25 protein-coding genes and 1 tRNA gene are annotated in these 19486 nt (G+C 55.1%); 15 read left to right on the top strand and 11 right to left on the bottom strand.

The genetic code is table 11. The features are described 5' to 3' along the window. Positions 1–28: 28 nt before the first annotated feature. Positions 29–133 carry a PEP-CTERM sorting domain-containing protein gene (locus tag GSQ82_RS25715; protein ID WP_158792455.1) on the top strand — a complete coding sequence of 35 codons (105 nt, stop codon included), beginning with the start codon at positions 29–31 and terminating at the stop codon, positions 131–133. Between the two features lie 145 nt (positions 134–278). Continuing rightward, entirely contained in the window at positions 279–857 is a 579-nt protein-coding gene (locus GSQ82_RS11645) for an SOS response-associated peptidase (RefSeq protein WP_254061590.1), read from the top strand. Positions 858–2125: 1268 nt separating this feature from the next. Here the strand turns inward: GSQ82_RS11645 and GSQ82_RS11640 are convergent. Next, positions 2126–2440 (bottom strand): hypothetical protein, encoded by a 315-nt coding sequence (locus tag GSQ82_RS11640; RefSeq protein WP_158792454.1) that lies wholly within the window; start codon positions 2438–2440, stop codon positions 2126–2128. A gap of 71 nt (positions 2441–2511) precedes the next feature. On the opposite strand from GSQ82_RS11640, the gene GSQ82_RS25710 reads away from it, so the two are divergent. Then, positions 2512–2823 carry a helix-turn-helix domain-containing protein gene (locus GSQ82_RS25710; RefSeq protein ID WP_371417197.1) on the top strand — a complete coding sequence of 104 codons (312 nt, stop codon included), beginning with the start codon at positions 2512–2514 and terminating at the stop codon, positions 2821–2823. Positions 2824–2847: 24 nt separating this feature from the next. On the opposite strand, the gene GSQ82_RS11630 is transcribed toward GSQ82_RS25710, so the two are convergent. Next, positions 2848–3060 (bottom strand): hypothetical protein, encoded by a 213-nt coding sequence (locus GSQ82_RS11630; protein WP_216847074.1) that lies wholly within the window; start codon positions 3058–3060, stop codon positions 2848–2850. Between the two features lie 94 nt (positions 3061–3154). Here GSQ82_RS11630 and GSQ82_RS11625 point away from each other — a divergent pair, with 94 nt between their 5' ends. The 5 genes from GSQ82_RS11625 (at position 3155) to GSQ82_RS25705 (ending at position 5851) form a co-directional block, all read left to right on the top strand. Continuing rightward, positions 3155–3319, top strand: a complete 165-nt coding sequence (locus tag GSQ82_RS11625) for a hypothetical protein (protein WP_158792451.1) — start codon at positions 3155–3157, stop codon at positions 3317–3319. A gap of 111 nt (positions 3320–3430) precedes the next feature. After that, the gene (locus tag GSQ82_RS11620; protein ID WP_158792450.1) at positions 3431–3829 is read left to right on the top strand and encodes a hypothetical protein; all 399 of its coding nucleotides are present in this window, start codon (positions 3431–3433) and stop codon (positions 3827–3829) included. 117 nt (positions 3830–3946) lie between these two features. Further along, a complete protein-coding gene (locus GSQ82_RS11615) occupies positions 3947–4465 on the top strand; it encodes a hypothetical protein (protein ID WP_158792449.1) in 519 nt (172 codons plus the stop codon). Between the two features lie 96 nt (positions 4466–4561). Beyond that, complete coding sequence (locus GSQ82_RS11610) at positions 4562–5197, top strand: hypothetical protein (RefSeq protein WP_158792448.1); 636 nt, start codon at positions 4562–4564, stop codon at positions 5195–5197. Positions 5198–5593: 396 nt separating this feature from the next. Next, positions 5594–5851, top strand: a complete 258-nt coding sequence (locus tag GSQ82_RS25705) for a helix-turn-helix domain-containing protein (protein ID WP_371417196.1) — start codon at positions 5594–5596, stop codon at positions 5849–5851. A 927-nt stretch (positions 5852–6778) separates the two neighbouring features. Here the strand turns inward: GSQ82_RS25705 and GSQ82_RS11600 are convergent. Beyond that, complete coding sequence (locus tag GSQ82_RS11600; protein ID WP_158792446.1) at positions 6779–8614, bottom strand: winged helix-turn-helix domain-containing protein; 1836 nt, start codon at positions 8612–8614, stop codon at positions 6779–6781. Between the two features lie 210 nt (positions 8615–8824). Here GSQ82_RS11600 and GSQ82_RS11595 point away from each other — a divergent pair, with 210 nt between their 5' ends. Beyond that, a complete protein-coding gene (locus GSQ82_RS11595; RefSeq protein ID WP_158792445.1) occupies positions 8825–9535 on the top strand; it encodes a DVUA0089 family protein in 711 nt (236 codons plus the stop codon). Then, positions 9535–10098 (top strand): hypothetical protein, encoded by a 564-nt coding sequence (locus GSQ82_RS11590; RefSeq protein WP_158792444.1) that lies wholly within the window; start codon positions 9535–9537, stop codon positions 10096–10098. Before GSQ82_RS11595 ends, GSQ82_RS11590 begins: the two co-directional genes overlap by 1 nt. A gap of 72 nt (positions 10099–10170) precedes the next feature. On the opposite strand, the gene GSQ82_RS11585 is transcribed toward GSQ82_RS11590, so the two are convergent. The 3 genes from GSQ82_RS11585 to GSQ82_RS11575 all read right to left on the bottom strand — a co-directional run bounded on the left by GSQ82_RS11585 (position 10171) and on the right by GSQ82_RS11575 (position 14006). Continuing rightward, positions 10171–12798: a hypothetical protein gene (locus GSQ82_RS11585; RefSeq protein ID WP_158792443.1), complete on the bottom strand. Its 2628-nt coding sequence runs from the start codon at positions 12796–12798 to the stop codon at positions 10171–10173. 266 nt (positions 12799–13064) lie between these two features. Continuing rightward, positions 13065–13433 (bottom strand): hypothetical protein, encoded by a 369-nt coding sequence (locus GSQ82_RS11580; protein ID WP_158792442.1) that lies wholly within the window; start codon positions 13431–13433, stop codon positions 13065–13067. Positions 13434–13466: 33 nt separating this feature from the next. After that, positions 13467–14006 (bottom strand): phBC6A51 family helix-turn-helix protein, encoded by a 540-nt coding sequence (locus tag GSQ82_RS11575; RefSeq protein WP_158792441.1) that lies wholly within the window; start codon positions 14004–14006, stop codon positions 13467–13469. Between the two features lie 68 nt (positions 14007–14074). Between GSQ82_RS11575 and GSQ82_RS11570 the strand changes: the two genes are divergently transcribed. Beyond that, positions 14075–14575: a hypothetical protein gene (locus GSQ82_RS11570; protein ID WP_158792440.1), complete on the top strand. Its 501-nt coding sequence runs from the start codon at positions 14075–14077 to the stop codon at positions 14573–14575. Between the two features lie 246 nt (positions 14576–14821). Here the strand turns inward: GSQ82_RS11570 and GSQ82_RS11565 are convergent, their stop codons facing one another. The 3 genes from GSQ82_RS11565 to GSQ82_RS11555 all read right to left on the bottom strand — a co-directional run bounded on the left by GSQ82_RS11565 (position 14822) and on the right by GSQ82_RS11555 (position 15934). Then, positions 14822–15094 (bottom strand): hypothetical protein, encoded by a 273-nt coding sequence (locus tag GSQ82_RS11565; RefSeq protein ID WP_158792439.1) that lies wholly within the window; start codon positions 15092–15094, stop codon positions 14822–14824. A 164-nt stretch (positions 15095–15258) separates the two neighbouring features. Continuing rightward, positions 15259–15543, bottom strand: coding sequence for a hypothetical protein (locus GSQ82_RS11560; protein ID WP_158792438.1), 285 nt, complete (start codon positions 15541–15543; stop codon positions 15259–15261). Positions 15544–15664: 121 nt separating this feature from the next. Next, positions 15665–15934: an AlpA family transcriptional regulator gene (locus GSQ82_RS11555; protein ID WP_158792437.1), complete on the bottom strand. Its 270-nt coding sequence runs from the start codon at positions 15932–15934 to the stop codon at positions 15665–15667. Between the two features lie 50 nt (positions 15935–15984). Between GSQ82_RS11555 and GSQ82_RS11550 the strand changes: the two genes are divergently transcribed. Continuing rightward, entirely contained in the window at positions 15985–16440 is a 456-nt protein-coding gene (locus GSQ82_RS11550) for a hypothetical protein (protein ID WP_158792436.1), read from the top strand. Positions 16441–17254: 814 nt separating this feature from the next. On the opposite strand, the gene GSQ82_RS11545 is transcribed toward GSQ82_RS11550, so the two are convergent. Next, positions 17255–17329: transfer RNA gene (locus GSQ82_RS11545), tRNA-Val, on the bottom strand. A gap of 338 nt (positions 17330–17667) precedes the next feature. Here GSQ82_RS11545 and GSQ82_RS11540 point away from each other — a divergent pair. Together GSQ82_RS11540 and GSQ82_RS11535 are read left to right on the top strand one after the other, a co-directional pair. Then, positions 17668–18318 carry an RNA polymerase sigma factor gene (locus GSQ82_RS11540; RefSeq protein ID WP_254061589.1) on the top strand — a complete coding sequence of 217 codons (651 nt, stop codon included), beginning with the start codon at positions 17668–17670 and terminating at the stop codon, positions 18316–18318. 85 nt (positions 18319–18403) lie between these two features. Further along, positions 18404–18904: a hypothetical protein gene (locus tag GSQ82_RS11535; protein ID WP_158792434.1), complete on the top strand. Its 501-nt coding sequence runs from the start codon at positions 18404–18406 to the stop codon at positions 18902–18904. Between the two features lie 108 nt (positions 18905–19012). Here GSQ82_RS11535 and GSQ82_RS11530 read toward each other — a convergent pair whose 3' ends face one another. Then, positions 19013–19225 (bottom strand): hypothetical protein, encoded by a 213-nt coding sequence (locus GSQ82_RS11530; protein WP_158792433.1) that lies wholly within the window; start codon positions 19223–19225, stop codon positions 19013–19015. Here GSQ82_RS11530 and GSQ82_RS11525 point away from each other — a divergent pair. After that, on the top strand, positions 19214–19486 hold a 273-nt coding region (locus GSQ82_RS11525), incomplete at its 3' end, for a DUF3106 domain-containing protein (protein WP_158792432.1). The two genes, GSQ82_RS11530 and GSQ82_RS11525, sit on opposite strands and share 12 nt — an antisense overlap.

Raw genomic sequence — 19486 nt, 5'->3', positions numbered from 1 at the left:
ATTTCATCCGTAGGGAACGTGGTGACGGTTGGAGGTCACGTATTCACCCGTCCCAGAGCCATCTTCCTTTGCTTTGCTAGGAACAGGCGCCGATCTGTTCGGAGCGATGCGGCGCAAACTCGCTGTGCGGTAGCATGGAACCCGATGTGCGGAAGATACGTCAGGCGGTCTGATAAACAACGCATTGCCGAGGCATTCAAGCTCGGCAAGCTCCCGCCTGGCTTCGTTCTGCCTCCAGACTTCAACGTTGCACCTCAAACATTCCAGCCGTGGTGAGATTGAATGCAGAGAATGAACGCGAACTGACCATGATGCGGTGGGGATTGATTCCTTTCTGGGCGAAAGACTCCAAGATCGGATTCAGCACAATCAATGCCAGGGCTGAGACGATCACTAGTGCGAACACATTCAGAAATGCATTCAAGAAGCGTCATTGCCTTGTCCCGGCTGACTTGTTTTACGAGTGGCAGAAGCTACAAGGCAAGGATAAGCAAGCGTTTGCGATTGGCAGGCTGGACAAAGAGCCTATGGCGTTCGCTGGATTGTGGGAGAGGTGGAGAGACCCAGTGCCGGATCTCCCGCTAGAGACTTTTACCATCATCACTACAGATCCAAACGAACTCATGCAACCAATACATACTCGTATGCCTGTGATAGTTCCACGGGCTGATTGGAGCCGATGGCTTGGCCCTGTAGATCCTCAACAGCCTCCAGTGGATGTATTGAGGCCGCACGTCGCAGAAGAGATGACGGCGTGGAAGGTCAGCAAGAACGTTGGGAACGTAAGGAACAACTCACCTGAGTTGCTGGAGCCATGTGAGCCGTGCGCAGATGAAACGGGCTCTCTGTTTGGTTGACTTCACTTTCTGCTCGACAAATATAACTTGTTGGTCTGATCATTCCGCATGACAAATTCGAGAACCAGACAAGTTATGAGTGAATGTGGCATCGTGTTGTTCGCCGTCTCTATAGCAGCAGCACTGATTCATTCGATAGAGACCTGCCTGAATATGATCATGATGTCGTCGGTGTGATGGTAGTGTCTGTCATTTTGGCTCTAGCATGTGTTGTTTATTGTGTGAGAACAAAGACTAGAAACTGAACGTGGCCATGCAAACGAAGCGATTGGGAAACCATCTTAGTAGTAATGCGTTCAGTACGAGAGTTGCATCGCAGACGCGAATGTCTGTTAGACGAAATAAATATCGAACAATCAAAAATCTCAGATGGGGTTCCAAACAGCGCTATGATGTACGAGCTGTATGCAGCTCTGGCAGAAACCGAAACGGCAATATCCCACTCAGATGACGAGTTCAGCTAACCATATTGATAGCGATCTTACAGACAGACTTCCGCATGCGTCGCGCATCATATTGAGAGTACGAGGGAGTGAGCCGCAGGTTCGATCCGAACGCCACTCCCCTGTCCATCCCACCTTCAATCCACTCCAAATAAGGTTCAGCGCAATGAAGCTTCGCTCAGAATTGGAAGCAGATCTCCTGATTTCAGAGACACGCTACCGTGAGCTTGTACAGAGAACAGTTTCTATAGCTCTACAGCGATCTCATGACGAAGGACTGCCGCCAAAAAGATTGGTATGAGAAAGAGGAGCAAAGACATGTCGCCTTGAGGCAATGCAGTCGAATCTTCTGCCAACTGCAGGATTGCCAGAGTGTCAAAAGTGATCCTGACGTTTGTGGCATTCATCATGCAACTTCGGGTGGATAGAAAATTCTTGGGCCCAATCGTAGACTGTTGGAGTGAGAACACAACAGCTTCCACATTGAACACCAAAAAGCCCGCTGCCATCCCCATTGAGTTGTCTGCATTGGGTCCGGTGACGGGCTTTTGCCATTTAATAAAATAGTGTGGCTTAGGCTGCCTGGAGCACGTGCCATGCTAATTTCGATGGTGGAACGCATCGGTCCCATCATCGACTAGACCAAGGCATCTTATCTCTGCGCATCCGCCCGCGGTATCGAGCGTGTTGAGATAGACGATCGCCGGCGGACCTTCTTCGTCTACTGGTCATGGGCGTCAGGTTTCCCGTCGTCATCATCTGACCTCTAATCCGGTGGAGTTCGTCAGGCAGCGGTGCAAAGTTTTGCTTATGAGCTTGACACCATCAGAGGCCGCGATTCCGTTTGGTCTGTTGCGCCTTGGAATAGCTGGAGGGGCGTTGGGTCTCCGGCGGCTTATGAAGCTGTCGCTCCAACTCTTGAACTTCTGCGAGCGTTGACTGGAGATCAGCGAGATAGTCCATCTTTTTCGCGATCTCAGCTCGTGTTTCGAGGAGTCTGGGACTCGGCAATGGAGATCCTTTTCGGTATGCCTGGTCCATCTTCAGGATATCGGCCTCCTCAAGACGCAACAGGTAGAGTTCGCGTTCTACGCCTCGAATCATTGAATACCAAAATTCCGTCAGCGAGATTCTCTTCATCCAGGTAGCTTAGCTCTACGTTTTCGAGACCAGCCAGTAATTAGTGGCAAAAGCCTGTGGGAATCTCATATATGAGACGCGCGCCACTAATTAGTGGCTCGTCGGGCCACCAATTAGTGGCAGAACAAAGAATGCAACACTTAGCCCGAGAATATGCTGCTAGGATCTTCCCGATGACACTGGAAAATAAGCGCACGAAAGATAGGATACGGAATGAGGTTCTGACTCCATATCAGGTAGCCGAGATTCTTCAGCTCAACTTCCGGACCGTGATACGCAGGTTTGAGGATGGCACTATACCGGCGAAGAAGATAGGCTCTAAATGGCGCTGCTCAAGGAAGAATCTGGATACCTACCTCGATAGTACGAACGAGCTTTCTTAGTTTGGAATGGACTGCGGAAATGTGCTATTTCAGCATTTCATCTCGGACAGCTTTTGACGGCGGGAGCAGTCTCAGGTTCAGGACGGACGCCAGTTTCTTACTTGGCCACTTTCCTTTGATAGCGCTGTAGATCGTTTCATGAGAGACGCCAAGCTTTGCAGCTAAGGGGCGAACGCCGCCGGCGTCCTCAGCAAGTTTCTCCACGAACCCCTTTACCTGCGCCAGGTCAATCTCCATGTAAGAAGTGTATTCGCTGAAAATATATTTGTCCAACTCTATTGACAAGTCCAACTAGTTGGACGAATATAGAGACAGCTTCAAGGAGGTTCAAATGTCATTCAAAGAGCTGCCCACCGAATGCATCTGCGAAACGTATAACGGCGGTCATATCATCGCAGTGTCTAGAACAACGAACAAAGCTTACGACGCAATGTCTGCTCGCGGTGCTGAACCTAATGATGCCGAGCAGAAACCTACTAACCTGATCCAAGCTTGATTGGCGCCGACAGAGGAGAGCGCCAGGCACTCTTCAAACAATAAAACGCCTCCAGTGAGTGCTAGAACACTCAGCCAGAGGCTAACCAGAGAAGTTCCAGGAGAACTCACAGTGGCTACCAAGAAGAATATCAGCGCTACACCCACCCGCGTCTTCAAGAAGAAATCCACCAAACCCACCGCCGCCCAAATGAAGCGGTTTGATGACAAGCTGGCAGATCTCCGACACCTCTTCGGCTGGGGTCTCAGCGACGCTCAGACCGACCTCTCAAGGATCTGCTACGGCGACGTAACCGGTCAGATGGAGCCAGTCATAGCAACTGCGATGGCCGCGATGAAGGAATCGCCGATGTATGCTCTTCTGGTCAAAGACTTTCAACAGCTGAGTGGGGATTTCAATCTGCTCTGCCTATGCAGTCGCATGTACCTGGCTGGCAAGATGTCACCTGCCCGCATCGATGTGGCAGTGTTTGATGCTGCCAATCCTCCTATAACTCCCGACAAACTCTAGAGCACCCGCCAGATCCGCCCTCCGCTCGAGGGCGGTCCGACGACCTGCGTGGCGCCTTGGCCCATGAAGGCGGACCTACGCTCCATCACAGCGCCGACAACCAGAACGGAGAACAGTATGTCGAGTATTTCCAACTATCCCTTCCAGTTTCCTTCACTGCAAGCCATGCCTCTTGAGGACTCGTTTGGCACTCTCGAAGCCATTAATAGATGCCGCGTCAATCGCCCTACTCTGACTATCTCGGTCGAAGACCTCGACGCGATCTACGAAGGTAGATACAAATACGCTCGTGGATTAGAGGAGGATTTGCTAGATGGCCGCTATTTCAATGAAATGCTACCAGCCGTCGGATGGTGGGTAGAGGTAACCCAAGCTCTTTCGAGGGCGAGATTTGCTGACAACGATACGGTGTTCGATAGGAGAAAGAATTTGCTTCTCAAGCTGCTGGATGATGTGCTTTCCACCTATGCGGCTGCACTCGCGGAGGGCAACTCCTTTTGCGATACCCAGCCCGAAGGATCCCCTGCGTCGATCAAGTTCATGCGAACGTATCGGATGTTTACGCGCGCCGTCTGTGCGCTGGCCAGGGAGATCTTTCCAAATGTGGATCTTCACTGGCTGTTGAAGCAAGCATGACCGACACTCTATGACCTGTGGAGCGTGCTCTGCTTCATCGGCAAATCTGCGCCCCACGCCATATCAAAGAACCGTCACCTAGGAATGGAGAACAACATGCACGAAGACACGATCCTTGATACCAATAGCCCCGTCCAGCCATCACGCAGAAAAACTTCGGATAGAAAGATGGAGCGCCCGAGTTTAAAACGTTCTGCCTTTAGGACAAACCGTAAATCTGCCTCAATAGCAGAAGTCCCTTCGGTCGCCGAGGTGGAAGAACAGCCAGCTCTAGAAGTGCTGTTCAGGGATCTCTTGATGAAGATCTCTTCGCAAAGCTATACCGAAGAGCGAGAATTTCCCGAACCTTGGGAAGATGAAAAACAAAACCAAAGCGAAGAGCATTTTGGAAATCACTTTCTATGGGGCGCATACCAAGAAAATACAGACTTAGCCCTGGCTGCAGAGTGCGAATCCGAAAACGATATCAACATTGACGGGCCCGAACCGATCTTCAATCTCACTCGTTGCCCGATGTATTGGAAGCTGAGGCAGCAGTTTGTAAAAGATGCTGCCAGCGGGGATGAGCATAGCTTCCTTTACGCCATCTGGCGAGCCTACAACGCAGGTCGACTCTCCCCTGACCGTCTCACTCCACGTACACCGGCGGAGCGTCGAGAGTATCGTCTGAGTTTACACAGTATCAAGAGGTCGTCTGAGATACCCATTTCTCCCGAAACGATCCTTCACTAGCAGATGATTGCCGCTCTCCGCGGCGATCGCTTGATCTATACATGCTGCACCATGAGCATGAAAACCCAAGGATAAGGGCCAGCCTCTAGACTGGCCCTTATCGGACACCAGTCAGCAATGCCCTTGCAGGGGCACCACCGTAAACGCTCAGTCAGGAGCAACCTAGTGTCTAAAATCTATGATGCACTATGCCTCAAAATCAGGCGATCTCCGTTTCAAGTCGCGGGGTACTCTATTTTGATCTTGTTCATCGCAGCAGTCGTATTTCTTTCCGTCATCTTCGCTTTGTAGCGCGCCTCTGAACCGGAGGGGAGTATCCCTATCCGGTTCAGCTCAACCGAACATGCTACTTCCTATGGCGCGGTGAGGGTTGCGCCTCACTGCGCCGCATGCCTGATGGTAAGGCGGAGGAAACACGTGTACGATTCGCAAATGGAAATCGGAAACTCTAAGATGCTGGCACGTATGCGCGGGGAGGTTCTAACCCCGCGAGAGGCCTGCGAAGTGGTGCGTATTTCCTACCCAACCATGATGCGCAGACTGAAAGACGGGACGATCCCTGGCAAAAAAATAGGTAGCGTCTATCGCATCTCGCGAAAGGCCCTAGAGGCTTATCTGGGAATTCCCGAAAGTACTGATAAACCCTCCAAATGAGGTCAGAATGAAGTTGATTTCGACAAAAGAAGCTGCCGAGATGATGGGAGTTGAGGCCTCAACATTTCGCGGCTGGCATTGCGCCAAAACCGGACCCGCCGTTCATTCGTCTGACGGCTAGAAGCGTGAAGTACGACCAGGAGGACATAGAAAAGTATGTTGCTGAGCGTACATTTACGCCTCCCGAGCGCGCTAGCTCAGAAGTAAATCACAATGCAGTTCTCCATGCAAAGCTTGCCCGCCAGAACAGATGATCTCTGATTCGTGCTAGAGTTCTTCCGCAACTTGTTTAGGAGGTAGGTAATGTCCAGCCAACCCAAAAAGTGCGCGCGCGAAGTCTGCACCTGCATATGCACAGACGGCAAGAAGTACTGCTCCGCCCACTGTGAAGACTCTAAGAAGGTCACGGCCATGAAATGCCACTGCCCGCATGAGGAATGTGGCGGTCACGCTAGGTTCTAGCAACCAGAGAGACGATCATGAGCCCAGAGGGGTGTCATTCCACTCCGCTCACTTGCAGAGAATGGGGTAACGAAACAAATCGTACGCAAGGCTCGGCCCGATTTAGCTCATTATGGTTCCAGATTTAGAAGTTGCCGAAAACCCGCTTCTTCTTGATCCCTATTTTGATGGCACAGACAAACATAAGTCTTAGAGGGGATGGCGGGATCGGCAGCCTGACGCAACGTGGGACCACGACAATTCAGGTTCTAGGGCTCAATCGGGTTCCTTTAGTCGGCGCCAAGGCTTGAGTAATACAGCAAAGCCGAACCGAGTTCATGTCGCTCGTGTCGGCTGTCAACGCTAGAGAAAAAGCGGTCCAGCGCCTCCTACATGAGAGACGAAAATACGCGGGCGCAATTCGGCAGTGTTAGCGGGGTCGATAAAAGAGTGAGGTCTTTAGCCATCTCCAAGGAGATGATGCGTTTACTGATGCATACGTTTCAGGAGAGCGGCGTACCGAGAGTCGTGGCGTACGGCGTCGAGCAATGGGTCCACACGGATGAGTGCCATGTAGAAACAGTGGCTGTCGAGCGCATGTTGAAACGAGCCAAACGCTTGGTCCACTTCGTTGACACGAAGATCAGCGATGCCGATCTCGTATGCGGTGCAAGCGTCCGATGAGGTGTTGAGGATGGTGCGGGTGCGCGCACGCCAGTATGCTTGCCACCCACGCTGTTGATATATGCCAGGGAGAGCAGCGATGTCGAACCGGGGATTCTTCTCATGCAGCGCAATCAAATCGTGCTGCACGGCCTGATCGCGTTCTCCCTTCTGCTCGTAGATAAGACTGATGTAGTTATCGATCGAGCCGGTGTGCTGTTCCATCTCCGCCGCGCGCTGCAATTGGGAGAGTGCCTCATCGTAGTGCCGGGCAAGGTACAGCGTCGCACCGAGCCTGCGATTGATGATGAAGGAAAGAGGGTTGAGCTGAACGGCGCGCCGCATGTGAGTCACGGCAGCGTCCGCCCGGCCAACGGCATCCAGGTAAACCGCGTACTTGAACTCGGCAATCGAATCGTTCGGATTTAGCGCGATTCCGCGGGTAATGTTCTGCTCGGCCATGGTCCAGTTCCATTTGTAGATCGTCTCGACGCTCCCCAGAGCCGTGTAGGCTTCACCGTTCTGAGGGTCAAGCTCGATCGCCCGCTTCGCTGCTGTCACTGCCTTTGGCATCAACTGTTCGGGCGTGCCGATGCCGAACGTTGCGGCGGCATCGAGCGCGGACGCGTAGCCGGCGAACGCGGAGGCGTAGGTAGGATCAAGGGTAACCGCTTGCTGAAAGGACTCCAGGCTGTGCGAGAAGTCCTGCTTGTCGAAAAAGTAGCGGCCCCGCAGATACGCATCGTGCGCTCCCGGGTTGACAGCCATGTGCGGCGCGGTAGGCGTGAGGACGAGCCGCGTCTGGACCGCGATCTGTTGCGCAACACTATCTTGCAGAGACAAAACGTCCGAGGCTGATCCCTCAAAGGACTGGGCCCAAAGATGACGATCGGTGCGTGTGTCGATCAGCTGGATCGTAATACGGATGCGATCACCCGAGCGAACGATGGAGCCTTCGATGATCGCTTCGACGTCAAGCTGGCGGGCGATGGCCGACAAAGGCCGGTGCGTGCCCTTTCCGGCCAACACCGACGTGCGGGAGACGACCCGCAGGTTGGGGATACGCGCGAGTTCGGTGGTCAACTCGTCCGTCATACCGTCCGCGAAGTACTCCTGCGAGGGATCGCCGGAGAGGTTTTCGAGCGGAAGTACAGCCAGCGAGCGGATCGGCTCCGCCCGGCTTCGCCTGGTGAAGAACCAGAAGGCTGTAACTGCGGTAAGGCAAAGGAAAGTTACGGCGGCAACGCGGTATCGTGAGCTGGTCCTCGGCGAAGCCTGCGCGAGCGGTGCGGGTGTTTGTGGCGGCACGAACGGGATGGTGTCGCGTTCGACGTCCGGTTCCGCGTCTGCGATGATGTCGACGTGCGCAATGAAGCGAAAACCGGCGGTGGGCACTGTCTCGATGAAGCGGGGGGCCCGTGAATTGTCATCGAGCGCTTTGCGCAGCAGCCCAACCGAGCGGGTGAGTGCACTCTCGGTTACGGCAGCATCCATCCAGACCGCGTTGAGCAGTTCCTGCTTGCGAATGAGGCGTCCGCGGTTCTGGATCAGGTAGAGCAGAAGGCGAAGCGCCTTCGGCTCCAGGGCTACGGGGACACCATCGGCAATCAGTCGGAATGCAGCATCATCTGCGTCGAAGCGGTCGAATCGGAAGATCATCGCTTCTCCTTGTGCCGCCTGGTCGGCTCAGTCTCACCCACTTACGTTATCGACGGAGTGCACGATTTGAGAAAAATCGTGGTTCCATACTACTTCCATCAGGACGCGAACACCTCCTCCAAGGCAATCTTGGACGCATCGGCACAGAGATCTTGTAATCCGGGACGCGGCACAGAAGCTCGAAAATGTTCAATGTGACTTGAGGAGACTATGAACAATCGCAGGTTGTGGGGCAGGATCGTGATGTTGATGTCCGTCATCTGTGCCGCAGGCACCGTTCCGGCGGAGACGGTTTCGTACACCGGCATTCTGGCCAATGCGGAGGATAGCTTCGCTGTGGCGGTTAATGTGGGGGCCAATAGCACGGTGACCTTGCAGACGTATGGGTTTGGCGGCGGCGTGAATGCGGCCGGAGCGAAGATTGCGCCCGGCGGGTTTGATCCGTTCGTTGGATTCTTCTCCGGGACCGGCGACACCGCCGTATTTGTAGGTGGGACCTCGGACATTTTGACGAATGACGCGCCCGGCTGTCCGCCGGCGGGAACCGTGACGATCGGCAGCGTTCCCGGTCAGTGCGGCGATCTTGCGCTATCGTTCAGCGGGCTGGAGGCCGGAACCTACACCGTGTTGCTGACGGACGGCGAGTACCTCCCGTCGGCCGTCTTTGAGAACTCGCCGGCATACCTTGGCGATGGCTTCATCGATCTGACGGGCGGTGTCTTTCAGACCTGCGTGGATGAAGAGAATTGCAATACTGACACAGCCGCCTGGGCCCTGGACGTGACGGGGGCAAAGGGATCGGCCCCATCGCCAGTGCCGGAGCCAACATCGCTTGATCTGGTCGGGACAGGCGCAATGCTTGTCGCCGGCTGGCTATCCGTAAACAGGAACATGTCACGAAAAGAAATGAAGGGACTCTGATGCGACTTTATAAACTTGTTTTGGCGATAGGCAGCGTGGCGGTTGCGGCCTCAGTCTTTGTATTAACGACACCCAAAGCGGTATACGCCGTCACGGCGGCGATGGTGCAGGTGACGAATACGGCGTTGAATCCGGCGGTCATCCAGAGCACGGATCACCAGGCAGCACAGATCCTAGACCTGCAGTGCCCGACCAATAACGTGCCTTGCACCGTGATTAACAAAGACACTGATAACTACAACGGCAGTAGCACTTATTTCCAAGTGCCGACCGGCAAATCCTTCGTTGTGACGTCCGTCGACATCACGGCCAGGCCTGACAGTCAGGCATGTTCCACCTCCCGCGACTTTTTCCTTCAAGTCGCCTCCGGTAACGGCCATCAACCGGCCTTCAGCCGTTGGCATATAACTCCAAACCAAAACTACCACTTCACCTATCCGACCGGAATCGTTTTCGGGTCCGGCTCCTACCTGTATGTCGAAGACGATGAGAATGTATGTCAAACCTATTACACCGGTGAGTTTGATGCCGTGTTTTTGCAGGGATATCTGACAAGCAACTAGCTGAGTTCAACTGATCCTTTAGCCTGCAATCGTTCGCACTTCCGCTTTGCCGCGCGCCAGTTTTTCGTAAAATCAGTGCCCCGCGTTTCGCATGTGTTTTTGAACGGCGCCAGCGACGTGCTTCGAATGCTTGTTGAGCTGGCGGACGAAGTCGGCGTCCGTGGATCCGCCGTTGAAATGATTGTTCTGGTTGATGGTGAGAGGATCCCCACCAACTGAGCTACCCCGGAGCTCATTCATAGTCGGTGCCGGGATGACGGCTTCACCTTGGTGCAGGATCGCCATACCAGTGCGTGGAATGTATCCGGACCCATCTTCAAAGGCTGCAACCGCAGCGAATGCCCCAGCGGCGAGCACGGGTGCGAGGACCGGGCCTACAACCGGCCAGCCGGAGACGGTGGCGTAAGTATTGGTGAACGCCAGTTCTGCAGCTGAAAGCTTTTGCGAGGCGGTAGCACTTTGAGCGATCGCCAGGGAGGCTGCAGAGCCAGAGGCATCAGTTGCCGTGTTCGTAGCTACTGTCGCAGTGCGCTGAGACCTCATTAATAGTTCCGTAGTCAGCGATTTGACTGCGAGCTTTTCCAGTCCGTCAATGGCGGACAAGACTAGCGACTGCCCCATCTTCGCGAATGCCAAACCAACTCGCTCGGTGCCGTTGATGAGGGCATTTTGTGTAGTCAGCCAAGATTGATTTACCTGATTGATCGCGTTCAGATACGGCTGCATTTGAGCCTGAGCGACCTTAGTCGTATCGTTACTCTTGGAGACGGCAGCTTGTCCCTGCACCTGTGTCATCTGTTGCTGAATCCCGGCGCCCTGTGACTCCTGCTGATTTACGCCCTTCTGATCGGTCGGCTGTTCGCTGTTGACGGCATCCAGTTGGGCCTGCAAGGCCTTCAGCTTGTCGGTGTACTCCTGAGCATGTACCGCAGCGATCTGCTGAGCCGCGGCCAGCTTCGAAATACCGCCCTCAGCCTCAGCGGCTGCAATGCCGGCCAGCCTCAAGCTGGCAGCGTTCTCGGCTTCGCTCTCCTGTATCTTGCGTGTCTCGGCGTCGAATTCAGCCTGAGTTTTGGCAGCTTCTTCCTGTTGCTTCGAGATATCCAGGTACGTCTTTGTCAGTTCCTCCCCGAGCTTCTCACTGCTGGCAGCGGACTGAGCATCGCTTTCGACCTGGCGGATGGCATCCCTGCCAAACTCCTCGCTGACCCTTTGCTTTGCCGATAGCAACTTCTGCGCGACAGCGTCGTATTGCGACGATCCGGCGGAGAACGTCGAGACGTACTGCGACCAGTAAGCAGCCTCGTTTGCGGCTGACTTCCCATTGACGAGCTCCTGCTGGACCAGCCCCGCCTCGAGAGCTCTCAGGTGTTCGCTGGCAGCTTTGTTGCTCGTATCTTTGGGCTGCTGCGCTTCCTTCAATTGGATCTCAGCAACGGAAAGCTGATCGGTGTCAGCCTTGAGGTTTATACGAGCCGTTGCAAGTTCGTTCGTGGCGTTCGCCATGGCCGCCTGCGCAGCTCTGGCATCATCTGAGACCACTTGCTTAGAGCCGACGACGGCGGCACCACCAGGACCGGCAACAGTTCCACTTGCTACCGTCGACGTGCCCGCAGCGACACGTGCCTGCAGGCTTTTCACCTTGTTTTCGGCATCGGTAATCTTGGAAACGTCGTCTCTATTGACCGTCAGGCGAAGATGCTCCAGATCGAACTTGAGAGCGCCAACATGGCCTTGGGTGTTCTCTATGAGGTCGCGTGCGGCGACCGAGGCCCTATCGACTGCGGCCTGCATTGAGTCGATTACCTTGCCCGCTTCATCACTCGCACGTTTCTCAGCTTGAGCGACGGAATCCCATGCCTGCTCCAAGGAATAGAGCTTTTCGCCCACCTGTGCGAGTACTTCAATCAGGGCGAGCGCACCGAACGCCACAAAGGCGGTTTGCATCGCCTCCCCAAGGCCGGGAATCATACTCAGGAGAGCGCCGGCGGCCCGGGTCGAGCCTTGCATGTTGCCTTCAAAGAGACGCAGCTCCGTATTTGCTGCCATACGTGCTGAAATAGCGCCACGCGTGGCTGTTGCTACACGCTCCTCTGAATCGGCCATGGCATTGGTTGCCGCAGTGACGGCTTCGTCTGCTGTAGCCTCCATGCTCGTCTGGACGTTCAGGTACTCGGTTACCTCGGCGAGGTTGGCTTTGGCATCCTTCAGGTTGGTTGCAGCTACGGCCGCGATCTCCTCGAAGCCCGCAAGGACCTGCGTCTCCAGTCCAGCCTGAAGTTCGCCGTCTTGTAGCTGTTTATAAGCTCCGGCGAGTAACTTAGTCGCCAGCATGTCAGCTACCTTGGCCTCAGCCAGTTGGGCGTACGCCGCGGCCTGGATGTCGACCGCAGCGGTAATGGCGGCTGCGCTGTCCTCCATAGCTGCAGAAGCGATTGTGGCCGCCTGGACGCTGCTATCGCTGAAAGCGGCAAGCGCTTCTTGCCCCTGAGCGGACATGGCAGTAAACGATTCGGTGATCGCATCGGTTGCGGCCTCTGTCGCCGCTACGGTCTGATCGAAAGCATCAGCCGCTGCTGAGAGTGCATCCTCCATCTTTGCAGAGGAGGATGCTACTGCATCGGCGGCGGCCGCCATTCCCGATTGAAGGCTGGATATATCAACTGAAGTGCCTATCCGAATTACGGAGTCATCTGACATCAATTCCTACTTTCTGTGCTGAGCATGAGCATCCCGCAAGAACTGCGGCATCTCTGAATAGGGCGTTGCTCGCCCGAACACGCTATTCGCGGTCCGCACGGCCTCGTTATCCTGGACCTGTTTTTTGGGGGTGGGCTTGTAGCCGGAGAAGCTGCGGAATAGCTCATTGATTGGCGGGAATTCTTCCCAATATTCGAGGAGTGCAAGGACGTCAGGAAAAGGTAGATCCTCGACGTCTCTGAAACTCCAACCCTGCAGGGCGTTGACTATTCGGCAGCAGATTCGTCTGTAGTCGAACCGGCTGCCGGAGCTTCCCCCGGTGCATCCTTTTTCAAACCGCTGACTTCAAGAATGGCCACGAAGGCGGTGCCGACATCCATCCAGGGGGTCTTGGTGTCGACGATGTCCATGACTTCATCCGCCTTCTTCCCCTCGAAAGATCCGCCATTGAGGAGGCTGTAGGCGACACCGCGCAGCCGGCGCTCGACCATATCCTTATTCGCTTCGTTCTCGCGCTTGTCGAACACAATCTCGTTGATCTGGCGAAAGGTCAATGAAACGAGCGGGTACTCAGACCCGCCAATGACGACATGTGGTGAGGTGTTTCCTGTGACGCTTGTGTTTACTACTGACATGGTGATTCTCCTTTTGGTTGGTGGTGTTGATAATTAGTTGATGTGCGCACTTCCCCTGACGGCCGCCTTGCCGCTTATAACTACTACCGGACCCGGTGGAGGAGTCACGAAGTTCAATGCTCCAATGACGGGCGGGTTGGTGGAGGCCACGCCATTCGCGTCGGAGGATATCCCGACGTTGACGCGGATGAGGCCAGTGTCGACGGCGTATTCAGCCATCACCATTTCACCAGAGACTTTGAACGTCTTCACCAGCAGGCCGGTCTTTCCACCCGGCACGTTCTGCATGTCCGGATCTTCGGCGCGCTGCTCTATCACCGTCAGAAGCTTGCTGTGGACGCTGGCGAGACAGTTTATGCGGTAGTACTTTCGGGTTATGCCGAGGCTCCAAGAACGCTTCTGGAAGTCACTTGAAAGCTGGGACACACGTTCGGTGAATGTAGAGAGGGCGCGCCACTTGTAGAGCGTGCGAACCTCAATCCCAATCTTTTCAGCGATTTCCGCATACTGATAGCGACCTTCGGCGAGGAGTTGGGCGGCCTGTTCTTGCTGGTTTTTTATATGGCTTTTCATCGGAATTTACCGGAACGAATTTGGGGGTTGGAGGTGCCATTTATCGAGTGCAACTTTGCAAGGAGCTTTTGCTTGACATCCTGAACCTCAACCTGAAGCTCTCCGTCCACCTGCACCTTATCCGTGAACAGTTTCAGGTGGCGGCCCAGATCTACCAGGGCACCGCGTTTATCGGAGAGCTTGAACTTCGTGCGGCGGACATTCTCAAAGGTCGGCTTGCCTTTGTCATCCTCGCCGGTGCGCTCAGTGAACTCCTCAACCGTGATCTCAGAGATTGCAGCAGCCTGCTCGCGGGAGAGCTTAGAAAGGTCAACGCGCGCCGCGCCATTATCCCCCACGGCGATGTAATCCAGCATGTTCGAGAATGCGAAAAAGAAGAGTTGGCGTTTGGTTCAAAGGGTGGTTCAACCAAAGTTGAAGGTTGGTTGATTGTTGGTTCAACCAAGGATGGTGGTTGGTTGGTGGACTCTGCGTTATTCTTTTTTTCTTTACGAACCTTCGCCGACTTCTTTCCAGCCTCCGCCGATTTCAACCTCCATTCGGCCTGCTTCTCTTTCTGGATCTCGTGATTCGGATAGATCAAACGATCGGGCAGGCTGGGATGTGGCTTGAAGCAAGCCTCCACCACCGCTTTCAAAACGACAGTTGGAGCTCCCTTGCAGAGGCGCGATAGCTTGTCTAAATCGGAAGGAATACTTTCGGAGACCCAGCAAATCTGCTTGAGGCGTGCCAGCGCGCCCTCTTCTTCAAGGCTCATCAGATTGATGGTCTCGTCGGCCAGATAGTCGGCGGCATATTCCTGGTATGCGGGCGCCTTAGCCATCGATGCCCCCATCAGCGGCTGCCATGTCGCGAGGGTTAGAAGGGTCGTTGCCGACTCTCTTAGCTTCGGAGTTCCGCTCTGCAAGCTGACGAAACGGAGAGATCCGGGCGCGGGCGAGTAATCTTATCGATCTGCCCTTAAGGCTTAGTGCGAGACCACGCTTCACTAAATCATCGGCGGCGTCGGGTGTGATGTAGCTGATTGGAGTCGCTGTTGGACTTTTTCCAGGAGCGAAGACTGGAACGATTGTCAGGTTTTTGCGCACGTTATCGGCGATTCTTCCAGCCCTCTGTATTGTTGACTTCGCGCGACCGTCGGGGCTGGAGCCTGCGGCGCGTTACCGGTTGCAGTCTCGACGCCAGGCCATTAGCCCAGTGCGTTTGACCGTGGAGAACCCGGCAGGGAGGTCCAAGATGAGAGAAGAGAAACCTAATGTATGGAGCGGTCCGCGTAGCCTTCGAGGCGATCTTCCAGTCGGCGGGACATATCGCGAACGCCGGCCAGCGACTCCATGTCAGAGACCGTCAAACTTGTTGGCGAGAGACGCGACTCCGATGCCTTGGTCGACATGGTCAGTTGATACCTTTTGAGCTTCAATTTTCGCGTGAGCTTTTTCGCTCCACCCCGCGCGACCAGCCAATCGGCGTACTCCTGCGTCACAAAGCGATCGAGGTCGCCAGCCTCATTCATAAGTCTGCAGTCGCGTATTTGCATCCAGGTACTCCGAATGGGTTTGGGTAAATTGAAAATTCAGACGGGTTTGCCGCTTGGTGAAGATGCCGGGTGACGGACGACACCGGAGGATTATCGGATCCTCAACCGTTCCGTATAGCGCTTATGCCGCCGTCGACCTATCCGACAAGCCACCTGAACGGGACGCTCTGACCCGGCCCTCGATCCAAGCTTCTACTTCATCCTCCAGCCATCCGCTCCGGCGACCGGACAATGAAATCCTGCCCGGGAACCCCGGAATAGCGTAGAGAGACGATTTAGGAAGACCGGTCCTTGCCATCACCTTATCCGCCCGAAGAATCACTTTTTTCTTTCTCACAACAGCCTCCAAAGTCACTGAACTTGGTAGAAGATTACATAACAGTTTAGACATGTCAACTGTTATGTTTATAAAAGCACATCGACACGTTAGATTTCATAGACATGCTGTTCAGGCTTGCTTATGCTGGGGGCATGGTTGCCAAAAGAAAGCCAGAAACGAGCGCGATTATCCTGCCGGATCAGCTAAAGATGTACCTGACTATCAAAATGCAGATTCTGAAACTGGACGCTACAAACTACGTCAAAAAGTTGGGCATCACGCGGCAGATGCTGTGGGCGATCACGAATGGAACAAGAAAGCCTAGCCCTGATTTGCTAAAAAAGGTCGGTCTTGAGATCGCCTACCGCATCCCCGGCGCGCCAGAGATCATATCGCCTGACCAACTTCAAATGCTGGTAGTGATGAAGATGCAAAAGTCTGGCTTGGAGCCGAGCGATTACGCTGCTCAGCTCGGAATCCATCCTCAAACTCTCTACACAATCCTCTCCGGACTGCGTCTTCCGCCGAAGTCGCTGATGCCGAAGCTGGAACTCGAAACGGTCTACCGGATTCTCTAGGTGCCAGCGTCTACGCACATTTCGTCTACCTAACCATCCATCCCAGATGTGTAAGGGCGAAGCGGCAGTGAGCTTTGGCGTGTATGCTCTTCGCCATGCAAAAATTGAGTGAGGCGCAAGCGTCCGAAGTCAGGCGTATCATTCAGGCCGGAAACCTTGCTGGTGCCATTGAAATTCATAGACAGCTCTATCCCCCGATGGGCAAGGGGCACCTCCGCGAGACAGACACAAGCGATCTTCGAGAATGTCTCACTGCCCCGCTGCCTATCTTTTCCTTTTGCTCCGACGGTGAGTTGCTAGAGCTTCGCCTACGGATGGCGACGGAACTCATCGGGGGTAGATTTACGCTCACCCCAGATGTGAACTTTCCATGGCGCCACCCCATGACGCCGAAAGCGACTGTTCATAATTTCTTCGCCTCCATCGCTTCTTTCAGAAACGTTTCCGCTTGGAGAAGGAATAAAAATGTCCTTATGGCCAGGATTCAGAATTCTTCGTGTGGTCCGTGTTCGAGCTGCGTGGAGGCTGCCAGGGAATACGAACTCGCCGATCTTCCATCTATACCGATTCACAGCTGCGAGAACATCAACACCGTAGGCTGCCGCTGTGTAGCGATCGCCTCGAAGATTCACGGAGTTCACCCGTAAGAGGAGCGAAAACCGCTCTTCTGTGAATGACAGGTCAATCCAGCAAGTTGCATACGATCATCTCGTCCGCGGCACGTTATGCCGGACGCAACCTCGGACTCAAAACCGGACTATTACGTACACATTACGTAAGCACCGTCTTTGATTTCGCTAAGTTGTTGATTTTATGGTGGGCACAGCAGGATTCGAACCTACGACTTCCACCGTGTGAAGGTGGCACTCTACCGCTGAGTTATGCGCCCAAGATACACAAAGCTACGCAACCAAAGCCACGCAACAGACCGGAAGGGCTCCAGTCTTTCTTTTTTCAAGGATAACATCTCCCTCTCATCTCGGCCACACCGCCGCGCCTCCCCAACCCCTTCCGAACCAATGCTTCGGAGCAACCGACAACCGCCAACCCCCATGGCGGTACAATTTGAAAAGCAGGATGCCCGTTACCCCTCCAAATCCCGGTCGTTCGGGTCCGGTAGATTCTCCCCGCTCGGCTGGTGCCGGCGATATTCCAGCGGAAGGCGATATTCCAACGGAATTTGAGCCGAAACCGCAACCCGACCGCGAAGACGGGGTTATGGATGATATGGCTACTCTCGCGATCAACCCGCGGCTTCTCGAGAATCTCCAGGCTGCCGAAACCCATCACGCAGCCGGCGACTTCGGTCAGATGGACGATGCCGCCATCATGATGGAGTTGCGCACCGGCAACATGGCCGGCTTCGACTTCCTCATCCAGAAATATCGCAAGCCTATCATTCACTTCATGTACCGCATGGTCCGCAACCAGGCCGTCGCCGAAGAGCTCGCCCAGGAGGTCTTCCTCCGCATCTATCGCTCCCGCGAGACCTACCGTGCCGAGGCCCGCTTCAGCACCTGGCTCTACCGCATCGCCACCAACCTCGGCGTAAACTACGCGCGCGACACCAAGCACGAGCGTTCCGCCTCCACCATCTATCTCGACGAGGCCGACTCCGAGACCGGCACCACGCCCGACGTAGCCGACTCAACCCCCGGCGCCGAGTCCAATCTCCTCCGCCAGGAGCGCCTCAACGCCATCCGCCAGCACGTCCTCGATCTACCGGAACGCCAGCGCATGGCCGTACTCATGCATAAATACGAAGGCATGGACTACAAGCAGATCGGCGACGTGCTCAAGCTGAGCGAGTCCGCCACAAAATCTCTCCTCTTCCGCGCCTACCAGACCCTGCGGGAGAAGCTCAAAGGCTTTATCTAATGAAGAAAACTAGGGAAGAATTCAGAATCGAAACGCGCCTACACGCACAACGCGCCTGAAGCAACCGATGTTGGAAAGGTTCACCATGATCTGCAAAAAATATCAATCCGCTGTACTTGATCTCCTCCTCGATCCGGCCGCGCCCTCCAACGCCGCCGTGCGCGCCCACATCGACTCCTGCGAGGAATGCAGCCGAGAGTTCAAGTCCATGGAGGCCACCTTCGCCCTGCTCGATGTATGGCAGGCGCCGGAGCCCTCCCCTTACTTCGACCAGAAGCTCGCCGTCCGCCTGCGCGAAGAGCAGGCCCTGGCGCCGGCCGGTTGGTTCGAACGCCTGAAGTCTCGCCTCCAGTTCAATACCGGCCGCCAGTTCCGTCCCGCAATGGCAGGCGCTCTCGCCCTCATTCTTCTGGTTGGCGGTGGAACCGTCGCAGACTTTACGATTCCCTCTCACCCAAACACGGAGGCCTCTGCCACCGTGCAGGATCTGCAGATTCTCGACAAGAACGACCAGGCCCTGCAGACGATGGATCAGCTCCAGGACGACAGCCAACCCGATGACGCTGCAGCTCCTCCTTCCAGCTAAATGTAAGCTTGGCTGGTACAAATATTTATCTCGAAGGGAGACAGATCGCAGTTACTCTTCTCTAGCAGCCCAAAAAATGCAAAGTTACCCGTGTATGGGCCTTCTATCTCATTGAATACCATGCCATCTCTCGTGAAATCCCGAAGCATGTGCCGACTCGGCATAGCCGCGCTGCTCCTGTCCGCAGCCGCTGGGATAGCGTTCGCCCAGCCAGGCGGGATGCGCAGAGCAGGCGGTCAAGCGCGGCCCATGGGCGCCCCGCAATCCAACGTCGGTCCAAGGCAGAACCAGGAGCATCTCGCCCAGTGGATGAATCGTCACAGCAACCTTCCACTCGCCGACCAGCAGCGCGCCCTTGAAAACGAACCCGGCTTCCGCGACCTGCCCCCCCAGACCCAGCAACGTATGCGCGACCGCCTCACCCAGCTCAACAACATGACACCAGAGCAGCGCAGCCGCATCATGCAGCGCACCGAAGACATGGAGCACCTCACCCCGCCGCAGAGACAACAGGTCCGTGGCGCTCTGTCGCAATACCATGAGCTCCCCGAAGACCGCCGCCGCATGGTCGCCCGCGCCTTC

It is taken from the genome of Granulicella sp. L60, from assembly GCF_009765825.1.
Lineage (GTDB): Bacteria > Acidobacteriota > Terriglobia > Terriglobales > Acidobacteriaceae > Edaphobacter.
This window is presented reverse-complemented; position numbering and strand designations above follow the sequence as displayed.